This window comes from Halorientalis persicus, from assembly GCF_900110215.1.
Taxonomy (GTDB): domain Archaea; phylum Halobacteriota; class Halobacteria; order Halobacteriales; family Haloarculaceae; genus Halorientalis; species Halorientalis persica.
The window spans coordinates 81080-101737 of sequence record NZ_FOCX01000009.1; the positions used below are offsets into that span (position 1 = coordinate 81080).

At 57.3% G+C, this 20658-nt stretch carries 26 protein-coding genes and 1 pseudogene; 25 read left to right on the plus strand and 2 right to left on the minus strand.

The window, feature by feature from the left end; translation table 11 throughout:
• The first annotated feature begins 245 nt into the window (after window positions 1-245).
• The 21 genes and pseudogenes from BMX17_RS11340 (at window position 246) to BMX17_RS11425 (ending at window position 15886) form a co-directional block, all read left to right on the plus strand.
• On the plus strand, window positions 246-413 hold the full coding sequence (locus tag BMX17_RS11340) for a DUF1931 domain-containing protein (protein WP_092660074.1): 168 nt from the start codon (window positions 246-248) through the stop codon (window positions 411-413).
• Between the two features lie 251 nt (window positions 414-664).
• Window positions 665-2437, plus strand: coding sequence for an AAA family ATPase (locus tag BMX17_RS11345; RefSeq protein ID WP_092660076.1), 1773 nt, complete (start codon window positions 665-667; stop codon window positions 2435-2437).
• A gap of 144 nt (window positions 2438-2581) precedes the next feature.
• On the plus strand, window positions 2582-3103 hold the full coding sequence (locus BMX17_RS11350) for a DUF7342 family protein (protein ID WP_092660078.1): 522 nt from the start codon (window positions 2582-2584) through the stop codon (window positions 3101-3103).
• A 3-nt stretch (window positions 3104-3106) separates the two neighbouring features.
• Window positions 3107-3550 carry a toxin-antitoxin system TumE family protein gene (locus BMX17_RS25130; protein ID WP_139203489.1) on the plus strand — a complete coding sequence of 148 codons (444 nt, stop codon included), beginning with the start codon at window positions 3107-3109 and terminating at the stop codon, window positions 3548-3550.
• A 204-nt stretch (window positions 3551-3754) separates the two neighbouring features.
• Window positions 3755-5017, plus strand: coding sequence for an RNA-guided endonuclease InsQ/TnpB family protein (locus tag BMX17_RS11355; RefSeq protein WP_092660080.1), 1263 nt, complete (start codon window positions 3755-3757; stop codon window positions 5015-5017).
• 60 nt (window positions 5018-5077) lie between these two features.
• The gene (locus BMX17_RS11360) at window positions 5078-7900 is read left to right on the plus strand and encodes a VWA domain-containing protein (protein ID WP_092660081.1); all 2823 of its coding nucleotides are present in this window, start codon (window positions 5078-5080) and stop codon (window positions 7898-7900) included.
• 141 nt (window positions 7901-8041) lie between these two features.
• Complete coding sequence (locus BMX17_RS11365; RefSeq protein WP_139203490.1) at window positions 8042-8383, plus strand: hypothetical protein; 342 nt, start codon at window positions 8042-8044, stop codon at window positions 8381-8383.
• A 161-nt stretch (window positions 8384-8544) separates the two neighbouring features.
• A complete protein-coding gene (locus BMX17_RS11370; RefSeq protein WP_092660083.1) occupies window positions 8545-8817 on the plus strand; it encodes a hypothetical protein in 273 nt (90 codons plus the stop codon).
• Window positions 8814-9215 carry a hypothetical protein gene (locus BMX17_RS11375; protein ID WP_139203491.1) on the plus strand — a complete coding sequence of 134 codons (402 nt, stop codon included), beginning with the start codon at window positions 8814-8816 and terminating at the stop codon, window positions 9213-9215. The genes BMX17_RS11370 and BMX17_RS11375 overlap by 4 nt, the downstream gene beginning before the upstream one ends.
• On the plus strand, window positions 9205-10023 hold the full coding sequence (locus tag BMX17_RS11380) for a hypothetical protein (protein WP_092660085.1): 819 nt from the start codon (window positions 9205-9207) through the stop codon (window positions 10021-10023). The genes BMX17_RS11375 and BMX17_RS11380 overlap by 11 nt, the downstream gene beginning before the upstream one ends.
• A gap of 2 nt (window positions 10024-10025) precedes the next feature.
• Window positions 10026-10643, plus strand: coding sequence for a hypothetical protein (locus BMX17_RS11385; protein WP_092660086.1), 618 nt, complete (start codon window positions 10026-10028; stop codon window positions 10641-10643).
• A gap of 23 nt (window positions 10644-10666) precedes the next feature.
• Complete coding sequence (locus tag BMX17_RS11390; protein ID WP_139203492.1) at window positions 10667-11221, plus strand: hypothetical protein; 555 nt, start codon at window positions 10667-10669, stop codon at window positions 11219-11221.
• 4 nt (window positions 11222-11225) lie between these two features.
• Window positions 11226-11921: a hypothetical protein gene (locus BMX17_RS11395; RefSeq protein ID WP_092660089.1), complete on the plus strand. Its 696-nt coding sequence runs from the start codon at window positions 11226-11228 to the stop codon at window positions 11919-11921.
• Between the two features lie 31 nt (window positions 11922-11952).
• Window positions 11953-12393, plus strand: coding sequence for a hypothetical protein (locus BMX17_RS25135; protein ID WP_139203493.1), 441 nt, complete (start codon window positions 11953-11955; stop codon window positions 12391-12393).
• Window positions 12394-12439: 46 nt separating this feature from the next.
• The gene (locus tag BMX17_RS11405; RefSeq protein WP_139203494.1) at window positions 12440-12727 is read left to right on the plus strand and encodes a hypothetical protein; all 288 of its coding nucleotides are present in this window, start codon (window positions 12440-12442) and stop codon (window positions 12725-12727) included.
• A gap of 355 nt (window positions 12728-13082) precedes the next feature.
• Complete coding sequence (locus tag BMX17_RS11410) at window positions 13083-13238, plus strand: DUF2080 family transposase-associated protein (RefSeq protein WP_092660095.1); 156 nt, start codon at window positions 13083-13085, stop codon at window positions 13236-13238.
• Window positions 13235-14512, plus strand: a pseudogene (locus BMX17_RS11415) (RNA-guided endonuclease TnpB family protein). The gene BMX17_RS11410 and the pseudogene BMX17_RS11415 overlap by 4 nt, the downstream one beginning before the upstream one ends.
• Complete coding sequence (locus BMX17_RS25140; RefSeq protein ID WP_139203495.1) at window positions 14487-14828, plus strand: hypothetical protein; 342 nt, start codon at window positions 14487-14489, stop codon at window positions 14826-14828. Before BMX17_RS11415 ends, BMX17_RS25140 begins: the two are co-directional and overlap by 26 nt.
• Window positions 14821-14946: a hypothetical protein gene (locus BMX17_RS27300; protein WP_280141386.1), complete on the plus strand. Its 126-nt coding sequence runs from the start codon at window positions 14821-14823 to the stop codon at window positions 14944-14946. Before BMX17_RS25140 ends, BMX17_RS27300 begins: the two co-directional genes overlap by 8 nt.
• 333 nt (window positions 14947-15279) lie before the next feature.
• Window positions 15280-15441 carry a hypothetical protein gene (locus BMX17_RS26080; protein ID WP_170845394.1) on the plus strand — a complete coding sequence of 54 codons (162 nt, stop codon included), beginning with the start codon at window positions 15280-15282 and terminating at the stop codon, window positions 15439-15441.
• 118 nt (window positions 15442-15559) lie between these two features.
• Window positions 15560-15886, plus strand: a complete 327-nt coding sequence (locus BMX17_RS11425; protein ID WP_092660099.1) for a hypothetical protein — start codon at window positions 15560-15562, stop codon at window positions 15884-15886.
• 390 nt (window positions 15887-16276) lie between these two features.
• Here the strand turns inward: BMX17_RS11425 and BMX17_RS26085 are convergent, their stop codons facing one another.
• Window positions 16277-16603 (minus strand): hypothetical protein, encoded by a 327-nt coding sequence (locus BMX17_RS26085; protein ID WP_170845395.1) that lies wholly within the window; start codon window positions 16601-16603, stop codon window positions 16277-16279.
• 232 nt (window positions 16604-16835) lie between these two features.
• On the opposite strand from BMX17_RS26085, the gene BMX17_RS11435 reads away from it, so the two are divergent.
• Entirely contained in the window at window positions 16836-17468 is a 633-nt protein-coding gene (locus tag BMX17_RS11435; RefSeq protein WP_092660101.1) for a hypothetical protein, read from the plus strand.
• Here BMX17_RS11435 and BMX17_RS11440 read toward each other — a convergent pair.
• On the minus strand, window positions 17465-18151 hold the full coding sequence (locus BMX17_RS11440) for a thioredoxin domain-containing protein (protein WP_092660103.1): 687 nt from the start codon (window positions 18149-18151) through the stop codon (window positions 17465-17467). The genes BMX17_RS11435 and BMX17_RS11440 overlap by 4 nt on opposite strands.
• Window positions 18152-18264: 113 nt before the next feature.
• Between BMX17_RS11440 and BMX17_RS11445 the strand changes: the two genes are divergently transcribed.
• The 3 genes from BMX17_RS11445 to BMX17_RS11455 all read left to right on the plus strand — a co-directional run bounded on the left by BMX17_RS11445 (window position 18265) and on the right by BMX17_RS11455 (window position 20639).
• A complete protein-coding gene (locus BMX17_RS11445) occupies window positions 18265-19896 on the plus strand; it encodes an ATP-dependent DNA helicase (RefSeq protein WP_092660105.1) in 1632 nt (543 codons plus the stop codon).
• A gap of 66 nt (window positions 19897-19962) precedes the next feature.
• A complete protein-coding gene (locus tag BMX17_RS11450; RefSeq protein ID WP_092660107.1) occupies window positions 19963-20220 on the plus strand; it encodes a hypothetical protein in 258 nt (85 codons plus the stop codon).
• Window positions 20220-20639 carry a type II toxin-antitoxin system VapC family toxin gene (locus BMX17_RS11455; RefSeq protein ID WP_092660109.1) on the plus strand — a complete coding sequence of 140 codons (420 nt, stop codon included), beginning with the start codon at window positions 20220-20222 and terminating at the stop codon, window positions 20637-20639. The genes BMX17_RS11450 and BMX17_RS11455 overlap by 1 nt, the downstream gene beginning before the upstream one ends.
• Window positions 20640-20658: the final 19 nt, after the last annotated feature.

Genomic DNA, 20658 nt, shown 5'->3' on the forward strand with positions numbered 1-20658 from the left:
CGGCCTGTCCCTTCCAGGTCAACTCCGAAGGTGGGAACGTTACTGTGGGGCTCGGGGATTCTGATCTCCAACATCTGCCGCCAAGCCGCGCTGAAGCCCTCGCTGACGCCCTGCTTCGCGAAGCCGAAGCAGCACGCCACGAAGAAACAACACACGAACCTCCCCTCCAGCACTAGTCGCAGACCCTCTCTGTAGCACGTTTAGCGGGTACTTTTATACTCCAGGCCTCTGAGTAGCCAAACGCAATGGCTGATCTTGTGGTTAAATCGACTGTGAAGGAAGCGCTCGACGACAAAAACGTGGCCGGCGACTTCTACGAGGCTCTCAACGACGAGGTCGAAGAAGTCCTTGAAGATGCCGCCCGCCGTGCCGAAGAAAACGACCGAAAGACCGTCCAGCCCCGCGATCTATAGCGGCGCTTCTCAACATTTTGGTGGCGGCTACAACGCCCGGACAGCCTAGCGTTTTTGCGGTTCGTCTCTTCGACAAACTGCGATGAAAGAGTGCGTCGAATGTGGAAACGAAGAGCCGGACGACATGAGCATCTGCCCGAAATGCGGAAGTCAAGAGTTCTCGCCAGTCTCAACGCCACACTGATCGTTTGATTTTCCGGTCGCTGTCCCCTGTCTCGTTGTGATCCTGCGAGAGTAGTGAGGTAATCACAATGGCATCCAGCGCAGCGTCCGGCAGTACGATCAGTACCCAAATCGCTCACATCGCCAAACGGCTACTCGAAGAAGAAGGTGGCTCAGTTCCCGTGCAGCGGATCGCAGTTCGGGCCGAGTCCATCCTCGATATCGAGAGTACCGACGTCGCGTCGATCACTGTCGACACGGCTGATGAAATCAGTACCACCCAGACAGACGATGGGCAGACCCTCGTCACAGATGTCGGAACTATCTCAGAACCCGAGCCGGATCCAATCACGGAGGCATTCGAAGGGAAAGCGGTCTTCTTCGATCTGGATCCGATCCCCAGTGAGTTGGCTCCGATCATCGCAGACCTCGGCTACCACTCACTCGAAGACCTTGCAGCGCGGTCGCCAGCTGAATTCAAGACCGAGATCAACAACCATCTCGATGTCGCAGCGCCCGACGCCCATCTCGAACAGATCAGTCTGGTCACCGGCAGCATCGCAGACTCGCTTACCAACGCTGGGTACACGTCGTTTCACGACCTCGCGACTGCCGACGCTGACGCACTAAGCGGTGTCCACACGACGCTAACGGAAGCCAAGGCAGAGAAGATCATCACTACCGCTAACAACCAAGCTCTCACTGTCACCGACGAAGAGGCCAAGCAGATCGTCCACTCGGCCGAAATGGAACTGCCCGTCGGGGATACACTCGCTCAAAAAGCCCTCCAGAGCTACAAAGACGACCTGGATGGCAGTGGATCGGGCGCGGCGTCGATCACACAAATCGAGCGAACCGAGCAGACGGTCGGAGACCCCAAAGCCCTCACGAGCGGCGAAGCACCCGAGGATCATCAATACGTGAGCGACATCGGCGCGAATGATTCCGATCCCGTGGCCTGCGGACTCCAAGTCCTCGATGACGAACACCACCCGCAGGTTCCGAAGGCTGAAACGCACCCCGACGCAGGCCCAGGTGCGCTCCCGGTCGACGAAAACGGCGACGTCGTCGCGCCAGCTGTCCCGGTCGAGCCCGAACTGCAGGTCCCGGTCGATGAACTCGTCGCGAAGGCGCTCCACGACCACACCGCACTCCGGTTGATCGGGCCCCGTGGGTCAGGGAAGAACTACCTCCTGAAATACATCCACCATCAGACCAACCGAGCCTACGTCTCAATCGACGTCGACGCGGCCACCACACCCGAAGACCTGTTTGGCCCGCTCACTCCCGACGAAAACGGTGTGATCAAGCCACGGAACGCCGCCGTCAAGCAGACGCTCATCAACGGCGGTACGGTCGTCCTCAACGAGTTCCCCGTGATGCAGGCCGGCGCGGCAATCGCACTGCATCGCTACTTCAACGAAGGCTCGCTGCTGATCAAGGCCCACGGCGAACTCATCGAACCGCACCCGGCGGCTCGTGTCGTCATCACGATGAACCCGCCGACAGTCGAGTATCGTGACTCCGAACCGATGAACGCCGCTACCCGCGGTCGATTCCTTACCTACCAAGTGCCGTATATCCAGTCGGTGGAACAAGAAGTGGACACGCTGGACCAGCAGGTGAACTCGCCGCGTACCATCGTCGATCGGGACACGCTTACCAAGATCGTTAAGTTCGCTCACGCCACTCGCGATGAAAGCAGTTACCCAACGCTGTCAACGCGGAACCTGACGCTACTCTGCAAGAATATCGACTACGGAGCCACGCCGAAGGCGGCCGTCAAGAACGAACTGCGGGCCGTCTCAGAGCCAAACCAATCCCACGAAGCAACTTACGACGAGCTGAACCGATACCTGTAACAGTGACCAAACACCGATTTGACAACATCTGAACTCTGCGAAAGATATATTCGGACCTCGGACTATATGTTACACTACGATGGGTGACAGCGGCGGTGATGAAACCGCAGATCATGCCAGATCAGGCTAGAATACGAGTTATACATGAATCACAACCCAATTGAAGAATACGACGACGTCAATGAGGCAGCAGTTGCCGAATGGAAGGCGGAGACGACAACACGAGAGCGGATCAAGGAAATCGTCAAGCGCACGACTGAACCCACACCGGCGTCAGATATCGCGGAGAAAGCAAACGCTAGTCAGCCAGTGGTGCGTGACGAACTCACGGAACTCGCTGAAATTGGTCTGGTTGAAAAAATCGATGGCGCTCAGGGCGCACTCTACAAGCGGAACGACCAGATGTATATCTACCAGCAGGTGCTGAAACTGCACGAAGAGTACTCGAAAGAAGAACTGATTGAGACGCTTCAGGGCCTGAAACAGACCGTCAACAAAATTAGAACGAAACACGGGGTTGAATCCCCTGCAGAACTCGCCCAGCAACTTGATCCGGACGACCACGAGGGATGGGAAGACCACACAACGTGGCAGACCGCCCAGAAAAATCTCTATCTCGCAAAAGCGGCGATCAGCTTCTACGACGCCCAACAAGTGGTCGTGTGAACTATGTCCTATCTCACAGGAGATACAGGGCCGGTCGACTACGAAGCATTACAGCGAATCCGCGACATTTTCCTTGCGAACGAACCGCTGGTTACCCACCACGCTCTTAGCGGTCGGCTTGACCCTCAACCCGAACTCAATGTCACAGTCGGCGAAGGATTCGGCTCAAGCCCGTCCGGTCGATTTGATATTGTCTGGACCGAACGCGACTGCTACAACTTTCACTACACCGAGACGGATGGTGTCGACCTCCGGTTCGACCGTCACCCCGAGCCAAACGCACCAGAAAAACACTTTCACGAACCCCCCGATGCGAACACAACAGTCCCGTCATGTATCGAGGTTGAACCAGTGGATGTCGTCACTTGGGCAGTGCTGAAATGCTGGCGAACAGCATTGGAACATGATGATCCGTCTCTCGTGAATACCCGGTCAAACCCCCCTTAGCTGAATGCAGGCGGTAATCCCCCTTCCTCAACGAGCAGCGCAGTCCGCGCAAGCGGACAAGCAGCGCAGTAGGGAGGGGATACACCGCCGTCATCGTCTCTCAGACACCTGCTTGTTACCGGATCACAGGCCCACGGGGAGACTACTTTCACTCCGGACGGCAAGGATTGATACGTCTGTCACGTCTCTCTCGGCGTGCGTGGAATGAATTACAACTACAGGTATCGCCTCACGCCCACAGAAGACCAGCGAGAGACGCTGGACTACCACCGCGATACCTGTAGACAGCTCTACAACCACGCTCTGTACCGTTTTAATCAGATTCTCGACGACGAGGGCACCGTCAAACAGCGTGTCCGGAAGATTCGTGACGAGCTTCCAGACCTCAAAGACTGGTGGGACGCGCTTACCGACGTGTACTCGAAAGTGCTCCAGCCCACCGTCATGCGGGTCGCCAAGAATATCAACGCACTCGGGAAGCTCAAAGCACAGGGCTACAACGTCGGTGAACTTCGGTGGAAGTCACCTCGGGAGTTCCGCAGTTTCACCTACAATCAGTCTGGCTTCGAACTCGACAAGAAGAGTGGTCAGACTGTGCTGTCGCTGTCGAAACTCGCAGATATACCCATCGAACTCCATCGACCGCTCCCCGACGATGCCACAGTCAAGGAAGTCACGCTCAAAAAAGAGAAAACCGGCGAGTGGTTCGCTATCTTCGGTATCGAAATGAACACAGAACCGCCAGCCAAGCCACCGCTGGAGGACATCGACACCGACGAGATGGTTGGGATTGACGTGGGTATTCTGACGTATGCCCACGATACAGACGGCACAGCGGTCGAATCACTCGACCTCTCAGAAGAACGCGACAGGCTCGAACGAGAGCAAGGGAAACTCTCCCGGAAAGAGCATGGGTCGAACAACTGGGAGACCCAACGTCGGCGTGTCGCTGCGTGTCACCTCCAAATCAAGCGCAAGCGGCGTGATTTCCTGCACAAACTCTCGAACTACTACGCTCGGGCGTACGACCTGGTGGCCGTCGAAGACCTTGACGTGAAAGGGATGCTCGAATCACCCCGCAACAGCCGTAACACAGCGTCGGCGGCGTGGAATACCTTCACTGATATGCTCGAATACAAGTGTGAACGGGAAGGCACGCACTTCGTGGAGGTTGACCCCGACGGCACCACCAAAGAATGCGCTCAGTGTGGCGTCGAAACCGAGAAACCGCTGTGGGTACGTGAACATTCCTGTCCTGCCTGTGGCTTCAAGGCCGACAGAGACGCAAACGCGGCGTGCAACATTCTTTCTCGCGGACTCACCGACCTAGGAGTGGGTCACTCCGAAGGAACGCCTGTGGAGACTGCGCTCCCTGCGGGAACTGCGGTTGTTCCTGCAAAGCGCGTCGTGGAAGCAGGAAGCCCCTGCCTCAAGGAGCCGCCGAAGGCGGCGAGTAGGCCGGGGTAGTTCACTTCGTCGTTGTGGTATCGCAGTGGGAATGAGATAGCGGTTCCGGGCACTACAACCATGTCACACCAACCGATCCACCAGCCCCAGTCACAACTCTCGGAAGCGGGCATCAACACGACCGATCCAGATGCGATACGGGGCAGTGAGTCACGACGAAAGCGACTCAAACGCTACCTCAACGGCGCACTGCCTCCATCGGTTTCGGCATCGATCGACGTCCACCTCACGCCGGCTATCGACACGGCTCTGATCATGCCAGTCAGTGAGGATGCGGTTCTCGAGTCCAGTAGTTCTCCCCTTGACGACGCTTCTGTCCAGGCACAGCAACTCATCAACCAGTCCGACGGCGATTACCTAGTCGTAATCTCCAGTCAGCCGGCTCCACTGTCAGACCTCCCCTGCACAACGCAGTTAGCCGCCGATCGCTATCGCCAGTTCGGTGCGGCTACGCACGAACTGCTCCACGCGCTAAAAACCGCCAACGGCGCGGTCGCGGATCTCATCGACGACGGGGTCGAAGACCAGTACACCGACCACGTCCACGAGCTGTTCAACATCGTCGAGGACGGCGCCATCGAAAACGAAGCCATCACCGGCGAAAACTTCGGCCCCGCTATCCGAGATCGACTCCACATTCTCCGGAAGGACATCACCGACACCACTGACAGGATTCCAGACGGCAAGTCACTAACCTACAGCTGGTGGGATGCCGTCACCTCTGCTCTCTACGAATACGCAATCTACTCCCCACCGACAGGGAACCTGCTCTACTCCCTCACCAACCCCAACAACCAAACGGTCACATTCGAGTCGGATACCGACCGCGAAGCCTTCTTCAAGGTTGATCAGGCCCTCCGCTCATTGGCCGTAGATGTACTCACGATCCGGAGCGCTAATCCAGACGATGTTTCCGACCACCACGACAAGACAGCCTCTCTCGCCCGCGCCAAGCGCCTCCTCTCAACGTGGCACGACACACTCCGGCCCATCATAGACCAGCACTCGCAACCAGACCAATCTGGTTCTGACAACGCTGGCGGCGGAGATCAGTCCAACGGAGAGAGTCAATCCGACCAATCCGGGCGGGGAGGCCAAGACAGCGAGTCCTCCGACCTCAATAGCGATCACAATGACCAGTCCACACCCGGTCAAGACGTACTGGATCGCCCGTCGATCGGAGATGAGCCGGATGCCGACGCAGTGGACATAGATCCAAGCGAACACCAACAGCGCCCGGATACGAGCGAATCCCAGCCCGACAGCACCTCCGAACAAGCACACAACTCGGAGTCATCCAGCCAAGATCAGTCTGAGGGCCCAACTCCATCGCCTTCCGATACCGAAACGTCCCCAGATCAGTCGCCTGACTCTGCCCCAGACGATAACACCTCCGAAAGTCGCAGTGACCAGTCAGGCGGTAGTCAGGCGGACAACGACAGTGACAGGGGCTCAGACAGTGCAGACGGTACCGACGCTGGTGATGATTCAGCCAGGACCGAAGATGAGCCATCCAGCCCCGACAGCCCTTCGCCGTCGACGGGACGGCCAAGCCAATCTCGGCTCGGGGAGTTCGCCTCAGCAGGACAAGACGAGGACGAAAATGACGACACCGCCGAAGAATCCGACACCGAGCCGGCCAGATCTGAAGACGAAGGCAGTAACTCAGAAAGCAGCGACGAGAATCCCGTTGATGCAGACGTTACGGACGGCGATGATGGAGCAGATCCCGACGCCAGCGAAGAACAAGCCAGCCAGAGCGACGATAGCCAGGACGACCCAGCCAGCGGTGGCAAGCAGGCCGACCAACGATCCAACGAAGAAACCGGCAGTGACGGAAACGACTCTCCCTCGCAACCGTCGTCCCCTGCTTCGGCAGCTGATCAGGACGATGCCGGCGACCAGTCGGATGCTGAATCCCAGCCGACACCGAAACACACCGAGATCGCCGCCAACGGCGACAGTAGCCCTGAAACGGAATCTGCCGAAGCCAAACGGGCAGAAGCCGACGCCGAACCACCCGAGTTTGCCGACGACGAACTCGAACGTGAACTCGGGCGTCTGGATACCAAACTCGATCAGGCCAGTACCACGACCGAGGGCGGCCCAGGCTCGCTCGATGAACTCTCTATCCTTCCCGGAATCACCGAAGACAGTGAACCCACTACCGAGTGGGATGCCATCGAACAGGACGCCCAGTCGATAGCAGATACGCTCGCGAAGGCTCTCAGTCTCGATCGGCAAACTAACTCCCGCAGCGGCCTCACCAGCGGGGCCTACGATACCAGTCAGGGATACAAACTTTCATACGGCGATCCGTCCGTGTTCAAGCGAGACCTCCCCGGCCGTGAGAAGCGATACGCCCTCGTGATCATTCTCGACCGGTCGTACTCGATGCAGCGCGACGGGAAAATCGAAGCCGCGAGTCAAGCTGTCGCCCAACTCGCTGCGGCCGCCGAGTCACTGGACATCGACGTGGCCGTTATCGACTTCATCCGAGACGATGCTAGGCTCGTCAAGCCGTTCTCTGTCGATACAAAGTTCGTCGGCGAGACGCTAACTGAATCAGATGTTGGTGGCGGGACGCCACTCTCAGATGCGCTCGAACTGGGCACAACGCTCGTGCAGGAACAGCAGTACGAGCCGCTCATCATCAACATCACCGACGACAAGCCCGACGACGTAGACGCCGTCGGGTCGATCGTCGACAACACTCTCACTCCCATTTGCTCGCTCACGATTGCGACAGACAAAGCCCACGGCAACGCGCCGGCATCTGCTGCCCAACTCGAAGATAAGTACGCCCGGACGACGACCGTCTACGACGCGGCGAATCTCACCCCGAAACTGGACGAACTCGCCAGCCTGCTCGTCGGATTCTGAATCCAAACAGAAATTATATATTTCTATTGGGTGCGAGCGTCAGGACTGGACTAAATCCGGTGAAACCCAGCATACTACGCGGTTCGTTTACACCGAAAACTAACAGAATAATTAGGTAAGTTAAAGTGAGAGTAATTCATAGTGATAGATATGAGCGCCTGGGGAACTGAACAGACAGCGGACGAAAGAGAGCAAACGGGAGACAGCTCGTCGGCACCGCACGAAGAGCGCCGGCTAGACCCAAAAGAGTTAGCAAAGCGGGGGATTCCAGACGAGACCGAACCACTCGGTGTCGATGCCGATGGGTTCGAGTATCGATTTTCAGCGCCTCGGTGGCGAGTCTACCGGCTAGATGATGGGGCCCTCGAAACCGTATTCAACGTTGAACCGGGGAGAGCTGGCCGGCTCGTCGAAAAAATCGGCGATGAGATCGGCTGGGAAACGAACAACTATCAGTCGGATTTCCTGTTCGCCCCGGACTGATGGAAGGCGTGGGCGCTCAAACGGTTGTGGCACTGCGATTGGACTGAGCAGTCATGTCCAGGTCATCACGGGCTCACGAGACGGTCAATCCCCGCACAGACGAGGTTGGCGATGAGTTCACGCCCCGCGCTGTCGCTGTTCGAAACCATATTTTTGACCATATGCAGTGGCCGCCCCTCGTCGACGTCGAGCTCCTAAACGAGTCGGGTGCCGACCTGTTCGTGGAATTGGGAATCGATCTTGATCCCGGTGAGGAATACACGTTTGCCATCCCTGAAGGCCAGCTGCAACGGCTCGGGATCATAGGCGAGATCATTACGATCAAGACCGGGACGCCAGGGCGAGACGGTCAAGAACCCGCCCTCGTCTGCAAAGTCGACCTCCAGGAAAGCAACATCGAACAGGTCGAGTCCAACACTCTCGCCGAGAGTTGAGGCCCGGCTACCGTCCCAGAATGGACTTGGAAAACCCAGAACACGCTGATCAAGATGACAACGGGCGGTATTTCGATGATGTCACAGAAGCTGTCAGTACTCTCACGGAAGAGATCGACCGGCTGACCGACGTTGTCAACACGATCGAGCGGATCAACAGGCAGTTCAAAGATATCGACTGCGATCACGGCTGTGCAACAGTCGCTGTCTCTCGGGAGTCCCAGCACATCAAAATTACCGGAGAAGCGTGGGTTCCACCAGAAGACGTCGGCGAATTCAACCTCCTCCGGACAGACGCGTGGGACGACCAGTCCCTTGAGTGGGACGGCGATCGGTCTCTCGCGGGAGTGACGGTCGAGAAGACAATCTCACTGGAGGAGGATCACGATGCAGAGTAGCACGGCTATCCCAATTTTCTACAAGACAACAAATCTCGACACTGGTGAACCGTTCAACGCACGGGCCTTCCTCAGCAATGCTGTCGGCCAGATCGAAGCCCGTCTCGATATCGAACCAGGGGACTTCCCCCCAGCGGTCCCCGATGACGAGGTCGGAGAAGCGGTACTAGAGCAGACGGCCAACGCCCAGACCAACGGTAGTAGCCAACTCCCTTCGACACTCACAGAGCAGACGTTCTTGATCGAGTACTGCGCGTCCAAACACCCACTCCGTGCCGCCATCGCAACGGATCAGCTCACCGACCACGCCGACGGGCCAGTGAGAGACGTGCTTCCGGACCTGACCACCGGAGTGCTTCGTGAGACGGTTCGGTGCGAACTCGGTGTGCAGGACGACTTCCCGGAAGTAATGCTCGAGTCGCAGTCACCGCCTGATCCGCTTCACGTTGACCCCCTGATGATGGTCGGGTCGCTCTGTGCAACGGCAAATGCAGTCGAAATCCGTTCGGACGAAGACACCGATCGGGACAAACTTGCAGACGACCTCGTTTCGATATTCGCTCCCCAACTCGGGAATTTCTCACTTACGGGGCAGATGTGGATGTACGAGGAAATCGGTGCAACGGAGGCCCGTGCTTACCTGTCTCATTACCAGTCGCCAATTCCCTCTGACCAGTTTCTCACGGATATGCTCAGGGAAGAAAACGCTCTCGGAACGTACGTCTGGGAAGTCCTTGGACACACGCTCCGAGAACTCCTAGCCCATCCAGAAGCACGACAGGCCGTGATCGACGCCGGGGAGTGGTGATCATGGCGAGCGAATCGCTGTCCGACTTCGGCGTCGTCGACGAGGGCGACGAAACCCCGACACTCGAAATCCGCCCGAAGGAACGCAACCACAAATCAGGGTGCGTGTGTCCGGAGTGTGAGCAAAACATCGGCCCCACTCACGGAGAGTTCGAGCTGCCAGTATCGGCAGTCTACGATAGCAGGCTCCAAGATGCACTCGAAGAACGAATGTCCACCGTGACGGTCAACGGCTGGGAGTGCGAGGACTGCACTCTCATCGCCCCACGAAACATGGAGTCCTCCAATTCGGTATGGGTCAATCGAGACAACAGAGCAAACCGCTTTTCGGGTGTCGCGGTCCAGTTGACGACTTCCGGTGGGATCCTCGCTCCGATGCTGTCTGAAGAGATTCCTCCAGCATTCGAGGATGAGTTCGGTACCGTCTGCCCGTCGTGTGAAATCGAGTATCCTGGTTGTTGTGTCGAAGCCCGCGCCCCATGCGGAGTCTGTCGGGGAGATACGGATCGGCACACTGCAACGTATTCCAAACCATGGAACGAGAACTGGTCGAGGCAAGCAGCCGTGAGTGACCGGAATCGGGAGAAGCCCGAGTACGGCTGTTCGATGCAATCTCTCTGAGTTGTGGCTTTGCGGCGATGGTGATGCCAGAATCTGACAGCAGCGATCAGTTCGAGTTACCAGACTCAGCGCCAGTGTACGGGAGCGAACACGTCGAGGTCGGCATAGAAGACGGCGACGGATATATCACCATCTCGCCCAGTCGTGGAGAACCGTTCACGTTCAGTGGCGATACTGACGAGATAGAAGCGTTCTGCAGGCAGCAACAGCGCGGTATCACTCTCCCAGAACCGCCTGAAGGGTTCGAAGAGGTCCAAGACGGACCCGATGGGTGGGGGCCCGGGAAGTTGATCCACACTGGCGGCGGTATCTGGTGCCGGGTCTGGGAGCGCCCACTGGACGAGAACGAGAACGGCCCCCGCATCCAAGTCCTCTACCCCGTCCCGGACTGCATCGGTGTCACGGCCGAACTGCACGATTCTGACGGCTACCACATCGGCACGATCACCGACAAACACGTCAAAACCGAGCTAAACAAAATCGACGAACACTGTGCAAAGCTCGCCAACGACATCATGACAGAAATCGACGCCGGCGAACACGACGAAACGATCAGCGAGATCACCGGCGGAGAGTAATTCTATGGCCAACTCCCAACCACTGCCACCGGAGCATCAGTCCACGATTAGCAGTATCATCGAAGACGAAGAACCCAGTGAAGACTCCCTCAAGGCCTGCCTTGACTGGTTGGAAAACCAGAATCCCGCCAACTCCACTCTCATCTCTCACTTCAGAAACCTAACCGATCAAGCTCCATCAACCGACTCAGACCCAGATCCCTACTCACTCTACTACGAGGTGGCCGAAATATATCCGGCGGCGCTTCCGAATCCGCTCCCAGAGAAAGCCCAGTCCAGTGTGATCGCCGCGCGATTCCATCAAAAAGAACGGTCAGACTACAGTTCGTTCTCTATCTCCACGCAGGACAACCAGGCACGTCTCACCACGACGGTCAACGACACCCACTTCGGCGACCTGCAGACTGTCTGGCTACTGCACGAAATCTTCGAGGACTCTGACGACTGGGAGAAAGCCTACGCCCTCTACTGGCAGGATCGCGACCTGCCAGCATGGGTGGACGGCGAAACTCCCGTCGACGATATCGAATTCGAACGTGGTCAGGGATTCCCCAAGATCCAGGTGGAATTCGACGACGATCGCGACCACGTTCTTCTGTTTTCTCTCGCCCATGTCCATTCCGATGAGACGGGGCAGCTGCTGTACGAAAACGAGGATGTGAAGAAGAGCGCAAACGATCGGCTTCTCAGTGCCGAGTAGCCGGGTTGTGTCAAGGCAATAGGATTGAACAATGACGGTACAGCCAACGGAATACGAGACAGTTGAGACACCCAAAGACGCGATCCGAACTCTTCCCTTCTCGGAACGGGGCGACTGTTTAGCCCAGTTCGTTCGCAAGCGAGTCCAAGAGCCGGACAACAGAGCACTTCGGGACGCCGCTGCTACTGTTGCAGTCCGCGAAGCAGTGGGTGTCTCGGAGATGGCCGGGATGCTCTCGCTCGTGGAAGTGTACGACCATCTTGGTGACTTCGCGGAGCATTATGATGGGTTTGGAGTTGTCGGGAACAACAATGGCGATCTCCTGGAATCGCTGGCAGTCGAACTCCCGCCGATCGACGATATCTCCCACGTTCCGTATCATACGCTCCAGACACTATATGTCAGGTTGACACTAGAAGCACTCCCACTATACGATGGGGCTCTCCCACCGGAATGGGAGCCTCAACAGTGAGCAGCTACCAGCGGATTGCGGACCCGCGATCGAAGTAGAGGTTACCATGTCAGAAAATTCAGAGACAGACCGTTTCGCCGGAACGTACTACGTGCTGATCAATACCGAACCGATCGGGACAAAGGCCGATCAGCCGTTCTTGCCCGTCAACAAGCTCATTCTGATCGATGAGTCGGACAATCCCGAAGACATTCCTGAATCCCACAGCCCCGAACCCAGCTCCGAAGATGCGATCTTCTACGACCGTGAAACCGCAGAGGCGCACCGGGACGCGTACCACGCCGCCGGCAAAGAGCATATCGAACTCCGGGAAATGACCCTATCTCCTGCTTAGGCAGTCTAAAGCCCGGTGTTGAGAGCTGGCCAGTAGAGCGGACCATGGAAGATCAGCCGGTCAACTTTAAGGACATCCGAGAATCGTTCGAGTTAGCACTGCAGGAACACGACGTTCCTACGACACTATCGACGAGGTCGTGGCGACGGTCGAAGAAGCAGTCGCAAACAACGAGCAACACCTGATGTAGCAGGACGACTTCGACGAACTCGTCAGCCACGTCAACGGGCTTTGCGACAGCGTCTACAGGCGGAGCAGGCCGAGTGCCTCGGGGCTTGACCCCGAGGGTGAAGGCCGTACGCTCCAGTGACCAAACCCCGTTGCGTTCAAGTATATTCAAAATATATACTTTTGTATGGGGAATCGGTTTGAAATCGACGGCGAAGAAGTCCTTGACGGCGAAGTCAAAGAGTTCGGCAACAGCGCTCACGTCACCGTTCCAAAGCGGTGGCGTGGGGCTGACGTGAAAGTTGTCCGTATCTCAGACCCCACCGAAACCGACCAAGAATGACGCAGACACAGGCTCTCACCAAGACACTCGTGTTCCCGCTGGACGTGCAGAGTGGCAACGAGAGCCTGCTTCACGACGCTCGATTGGAGTGTCGCCGTGTCTTCAACGAGGTGCTACGCCTCAATTATGACGGGTGGGGCTGGAACGAAATCGAAGATGTTGTCGAACAGAACGCCGACCTCGTGCAAAACACCGCACAGCGCGTCATCGACAAAGCTTTTGACGCACTCGACAACTACTACGACAACGACGATTGGGGACGCCCGTGGTACAAACACGAGACTTTCCCATTGCGGATGAACTACAGCGAAGGCTACAACCTTTTTCTCGAAGACGAAGCGGTCCGGTTCCGTATTTCAACGAAACCGTATAACCACGTCAAAGGCAAACTTCGTGGCACACAAGACTAATTCGACCTGCTTAGACAGGCAATTAACGATGGTGACTGGCACGTCGGCACTGCCGAAGCACTTTGCCGAAAGGGACGCGAAGAGTTGCACGTCACGGTCACAAACGAAACCGCCGAAGTTGATGCAAAAACGGCGACAGAAACCGTTGTCGGGGTCGATATTAACGAAGGCTGCGTTGCACTGGCGGCACTGACTGAGAGCGGTATCGAAGATTCCATCGTCATTGACTACCCAGAAATCAAAGAAGAGCGACACCGCTACTTCACGATGCGGAAGCGGATGCAGAAAGCCGAACAGACCGCATTCAATGACGTGTTCCGCGACAAGGAGCAACGGTTCGTTCACGACCAACTCCACACGGTGTCACGGCGGGTGGTAGAGTGGATTCAGCGGTTCGACAGTCCCGTGATTATCTTTGAAGACCTCAAAGATATACGAGACGACATCGAGTACGGGCCTCGCATGAACCGCCGTCTGCACTCGCTCCCGTTCGCCAAACTTCGGGATTTCATCAGCTACAAAGCCGCATGGAAAGGAATCCCTTCAGATGATGTTGACCCGGAGTACACCAGCCAGCAATGCCCGCTGTGTGGACACACAGAACGGGCGAATCGTAACGGAAAGCGGTTCAAGTGCTGTGAGTGCGAGCATCAAGACCACGCCGACCGTGGTGCTGGTGTAAGTGTCGCGCAGAAGTGGCTGAGAACGCAAGACGATAGAAATGTGCCTGCTCTCAACACACTCCCGCAAGTGCGGAAATGGGAGTTGCGACGGCAGGCATCGGGGTCTGTGGACGGCCCGACCGTGACCTCTGATACCGGTCGAGGTAACCAGACCGATGGTATCCGAGGCGTGTCCGACTAATCCACGGGAAGAAGCCTCGGTGCTTGACCCCGAGGCGGTTCACCAAGATACAATGCTTCATGGATATAGCGACGCAATCAGAGACAACCGGAAAGTAGTAATCGCGAATTCAAAATGGGTCGAGCGGTGTCTCACCAGTTTAGTGATCGGAGTACTCTACATGTTAGGCGGAGCAGTATTGGTAGTCCTTCCAAACCACATCTACGTCAGTGGGCTCGTTTTTGCCGGGATATCCGGTGCAGCCCTGCTGATCGGCAAATACATCCTACGGGAAGAGTATTTAACCCTTGAACGAGAACACCCTGATAATGACTGACCCAGACGACCTCGATTTCGACGTCGAGGACTCCGATGCGTTCACGGTCGACGAGGACGGAAACGCTCGGGTCAAGATGGAAACGCTCCAGAAGAACGGGAGCGACACCGACGACTAACGGGTTTTCTGCCTCGCGTACACCCTCAACAGGGTAGTCTGTGCCATTTTCCACCGGCCCATAGGTACCTCCCAAGTGTCCTGTTCGTACAACTTGGGGCGGTAGCTGTGGAACCGACTTATGACGTTAAAAATAGAGACGGGAAAGAGTGGTGACGAGATCCACCGTAATATCACTAAACACACTCTCGAAGAACCGGACGGCACCACAAAAGCGCTCCCTCGTATTCGGACCGCCGAATTCGATGGCATCGGGGACGAGTGTCCCTTCTGTGGCAGTCTCGAATTCACACGTCTCGCGACACGCGGTGACCATATGGGCGGGTCTCCGGCAATGTCTCGGACGGACTACGGCAGTGCCACTCGGGCACTATTCATCAGCTGCAAGGAGTGCCAGCGCAGGCTTTTCCAGGAACCCCTCGCCGGTCAAATGTTCGACCTCTCGAAGTACACCGACGAGCAGGTGGCCGATCTTGTGGGTCAGCAGGAGCTGTGACGATGTCTGGTGAAGAATCCGAGCCGGTACAATTCGAGCCAGGAGTAAAGCGCGACGGAACCATCGGAGACCTGTGGGTCGAAGATGGGGATGAACACTTCGTCCCGCTGTTCGACCAATGACTGAAGTCCGAATCGAAGCAGACCCGCAAGAGGAGTTTGAAGAGTATCTTTCCGAAGTGGTTGAAGGCTTGCAGGACCATGCTGCCACAGAAGAGATTTCCACACGGGGTGTCGCCAACTCGCTCATCGTGAGCGCAGTGTTCGTCGACGACGAACCAACGGTTGCACTGACTACAAGCGGGATGCCGTACGTCCACGAGCGGATCTGGCCGAAAGATGTCCTGCGAGGGAGCGACAAATATCCCTACCACACAACCAGCTCGTCGCTTCGCGAAGTCGCCGTCGACGTCCTCGCTGACGAACTTGATGAACGGCTCTCCTGATCGGTCATCACAGCACACGAGCCCATGCTCAGTTCCGCATACACCGGTCGCAACACAGCACACAGCCGGCTCCAGTCCATTTTAGCTACGCTGCAGGACAACTGTGGTGGGCCATTCTATCTCGAAAACGCCACGGGAAACCAAGACTGGCCAGACGCTGGCATCTACTTTTTCTTCGATCCGACGACGGACTTTTCCCAACCACCATCTCAGTGGCGGCTTGTTCGGATCGGAACCGTTGGCGTGAGTGCTGGTTCGAGCAACGGACTTTGGTCCCGTCTGCGACAGCACCGAGGGAACACGGAGCGGGCAGAACACCCGAATGGCGGCAACCACCGTGGATCTGTCTGGCGGCGACACGTCGGGCGGGCCCTCATCGAACGGGACGGACTACACGAGCAGTTTTCCCACTGGGGCACGCCCCACCGAGATGGAATCCCGATCGAAACAACGGAACTGCGAGAACAGGAACACCCGCTCGAACTCGCAGTGAGTGCGTACATCCGCCGGCTGCCGTTCCTGGTCGTCGATATTCCCGGCGAGCCGGGCCCAAAATCGGACCGGGCCTTCATCGAGAAGAATACGATCGCTCTCGTGAGCCAGTCGCGATTGCGTGGCGATCAGCAGATTCCAGACGGCTGGCTCGGCAACCACGCGGCGGCCGGAGAAATACGACAATCCGGGCTGTGGAACATCGACCACGTCGGCGGGTTCCACACAACCGCTGCCCTCGATCTGCTTGAAGACTACACAGCCAGTACCGATCCGGTCGCAAACGAGTAGCACGCTCCCACATTGAGACTTCGAGAACTAACCAAGTCAGATGGTTTCGATCACCTACCGACTAGCAGATGCCCTCGAAACACTCCATTCTCGTCCCAACAACAGCGTATCGCTCATCCACCTGGACGATGCGTGGGCGAGGCCGATGCGGAATGGACAATTTGGCGTGGAATACCCGACACATTCGTTTTCCGAGTCGGACGACCATCACGACGACCATGACACGTCCCTCACTACCTCCGCCCTCATCGACGCTGTCCACGGGTGTCTCGAACCCGGCGGTGTTCTCATTGCCGACGTCGACGATTGGCTACTCCCTCGGCTCTGGGACTACATTCAAGACACGTGGGGGGAGTCGAGAATCCGAACCGGGCAGGTGACGGAGCTGACCCAAGATGGTGAACCGGACAAATCCACAGCCGGAATGTATCTCACCAACGGCGGGTATTCCGTCCTGTTTGCCTGGAAACAAGCCTGTCCGATCCCGGCTGACCACCCGGTCGGAAGCAACCTCCGACTCAACATTCCCTGCGGCCGGCAACGAGAGAACTTCGACTGGGGGACAGCGAAACCCCTCGCACCGTACCGGAGCTACCTCTCGCAGTTAACCACTTCCGGGGACACGGTCATGGTCCCCTGCGCTGGAACCGCCCCCCTCGCAATCGCCGCTGAACTCGAGTACGACGACGAAACCCCTCTCACCGTCAAGTGCATCGATATCGAAGACGAAGCGAAGGAAGCGTACGAGCGCCGGCGAAAAGAGGAACTGGACCGGCAGGTATCGATCGCTGATTTCTAGAGTTGGCTCTGGATTTCCGCCCGAATCGCATCCTGATACGTACGGTCACCCTCTGGCGGCGATACGACCGTCCCGTTGACAACGACACCCGGCGTTCCAGAGATACCATGAGAATTCCCGCGCTCTTTGTCCGCTTCGACTGGTTTTCGATAGTACTGGTTTTGGACATCCTCCCAGACCGAATCTGAAACGCCTGCCGTCTCTTCGAGTGTCGTCCGGATCAGGTCCGTTGACGCGTTCTGGGACTCGAACATCTGGTCGCGATACGACACGTGGGCAGATGCCCCCGCTTCGACACCAGCTGTAACGCCCGCCATCGCAGCCAACCATGAGTTGTTACCGACTGGGATTGGGTAGTCATAGAACTGGAACTGCACGTTCGGATCGGACGACGATCGGACAAACTCGTCGACTAGCTGTTGTTCGGTGCCACTGTGGAAATCGTGGCAGTGCGGGCACTCGTAATCGGTGTAGAGTTCGACAGTAACAGACGCGTCCTCGGGGCCACGAGACGGCCGCGGAGCAGCAGACGGCGCAACACCGTCCGGTGCTGGCGTAGCATTCTCACCAGATCCACCAAGACAGCCAGCAACCGAGCTGATAGCGACAGCAGTACCAGACAAAACCGCTCTTCGGGACCAATTATCCATACTGCAAGTTACTAGACGGAAGACCTTGATCATGACGGTTGGGTTCTCAAATTTTGTATCAAGAGCCCCCTCATCGACAAAATAGAAGCTCAAGAACAGCTACCGACAGATTGACAGACACCGGGATAATCAGCTACAATAATCAGATGGAGCCGGGTCGTATCCACCAGGAGTTTCCCGCGCCGAGTTATCGCGGCTATCAGAAGCAGTCACTCACCCAAATCAAGAAGGCGTACCAGGACGGCAATGACGTGGTCCTGATCCGAGCCCCGACAGGCAGTGGGAAGAGTCTCTTGGCCCGCGCCATCGCCGGGTGTGCAGATCACGCTTCGGAAGTTGACAGTGATGATGCCGCCACAGATGCCTATTACACCACGCCCCAGGTGTCCCAGATCGACGACGTCGCCGAAGACGAGTTACTCTCAGATTTTGACGTCCTGAAGGGGAAAGGCAACTACGACTGCATTCATCCCGACGTTTCCGACGGTGTCCCCGTTCACGAAGCCCCCTGCAACCTGCAGAGTAGCTTCGATTGTGACATCAAGCACCGCTGTCCCTACTACGAGGATCGGGAAGTGGCAGAGACTGGCCGCTTTGCCGCGATGACGCTCGCCCTGTTTCTCGAGTCTGCTATCACTGGCATCTTCGAGGACCGAGACGTGATCGTGATCGACGAAGCCCACGGCCTCCCCAAGTGGGCCGAGATGTACGGCTCCATCACGCTCGGTCCCGATACCGTGCCGAACTGGAATCGGATTCCAACCCCCTCGATCAACAGCATCACCGACGCCGCCCAGTTCGCCGGCCACATTAACGCCGAACTGGAGCAGACAAGGATTGACCTGAAAGGAAAACCGAACCTCAATCCCGACGAAGGGGCCCAGCTGAACGAAACCGAGCGCCTCCTGCGAGACCTCTCGTGGTTCCTCAACGAGTACCACAACTCCGAGACGGAAACGCAGTGGCACGTCAGTCAGGGAGACGACGGCGCCGTGACGGTCAAGCCGATCAACCCCGAACGCCTGCTCTACCACACACTGTGGGACCGAGGCAACAAATTCGCCCTGCTGTCAGCAACGATTCTCAGCCGTCGGTCATTCTGCCGGGAAGTCGGACTCGACCCCGATCGAGTCGCGCTGGTCGATATCGATCACACGTTCCCCCTCGAACACCGGCCCCTATACGATATCATGCAGGGGAAGATGACGATGGACGAGCGCGACGAGACAATTCCAGACATTGCCGAAGCCATCGCGAGGGTCATGGCTAAACACCCGGACGAAAAGGGGCTGATCCACTGCCACTCGTATGGAATTCAACAGAGACTGTATGATTATCTTACATATATCGCCGGCACATCCCGGCTCAGAGATCACGATAGCGCCGACCGAGACCCCGCGCTCGCTGATTGGAAACGGTCCAGCGACCCCGACGTCTTCCTGAGTGTCAAGATGGAGGAAGCGCTCGATCTCAAGGACGATCTCGCTCGGTGGCAAGTCCTCTGCAAAGCGCCATACCCGAATACGATGGACCCCACCGTCGACAAACGAGTCAACGAGAACGGCGACTGGGCATGGTACTACGGGACAACGCTCGCGACCGTCATGCAAGCCTGTGGACGAGTTGTCCGGTCCCCAGACGACTGGGGCGCAACGTACGTAGCCGACACAAGTTTTGAGGACCTCTTCAACCAAACTCGAGATCGGATGCCTGGCTGGTTCCGGGAACAAGTCGAAGCCATGGAACAGCCAGACCTCCCCCAGATCGCTCAACACTAACCTTTCGTTGACGGGCGCGCTGGACACGGCGTAGTACTTATACTACAATAGCACATGTAATACACCATGGGGAGTGTCAGTTTCCGTGTGCCCGACGAGGTGAAAGCACGGATGGAAGAACACGACGAGGTGAACTGGAGTGCAGTCCTCCGTGACCACATCGAGGAGGAACTACACAGTCTGGAATCGCGAAATATCGCCCACGCAGTTGCGACCAGCGAGCGACTGAGCAGTGCCGTCGACGCCGACGAGGTGGCGACGACCAACACGGCAGAACAGATCCGTGAGTTCCGCGACACCCGATACGGAGAGGAACAGACCTGATGGCGGACATCGTCGTCGACACTAGCACTGTCGTGAAGTGGTACATTCCCGAACAGCATCACGAGCAAGCCCGAACACTTCGTGACGATTTCCTCAACGGCAAACACGACCTGTGCGCACCGGCGCTCATGCCCTTCGAGGCCGTCAATGCACTCAACTACAGCGGCCACTACGATGGTGAGCGCCTTCGCGAGGCCGCACACTCGCTGGACAACTACGGTATCGAACTTGTCGCGTTCGGGTCGGTCGGCCCCATCGCGGAGATCACGAATGCTGTGGACATCACGGCGTACGACGCTGCCTATGTGGCACTCGCCGTCGAACGGGATGAGATAGCCTACACCGCTGATGGAAATCTCTTACAGGATCTGGACGGGAGTGAGTACGAGGACACCGTCGCCCACATCCAGACCTACTGAGCGATGAGTTGCGTTTCCT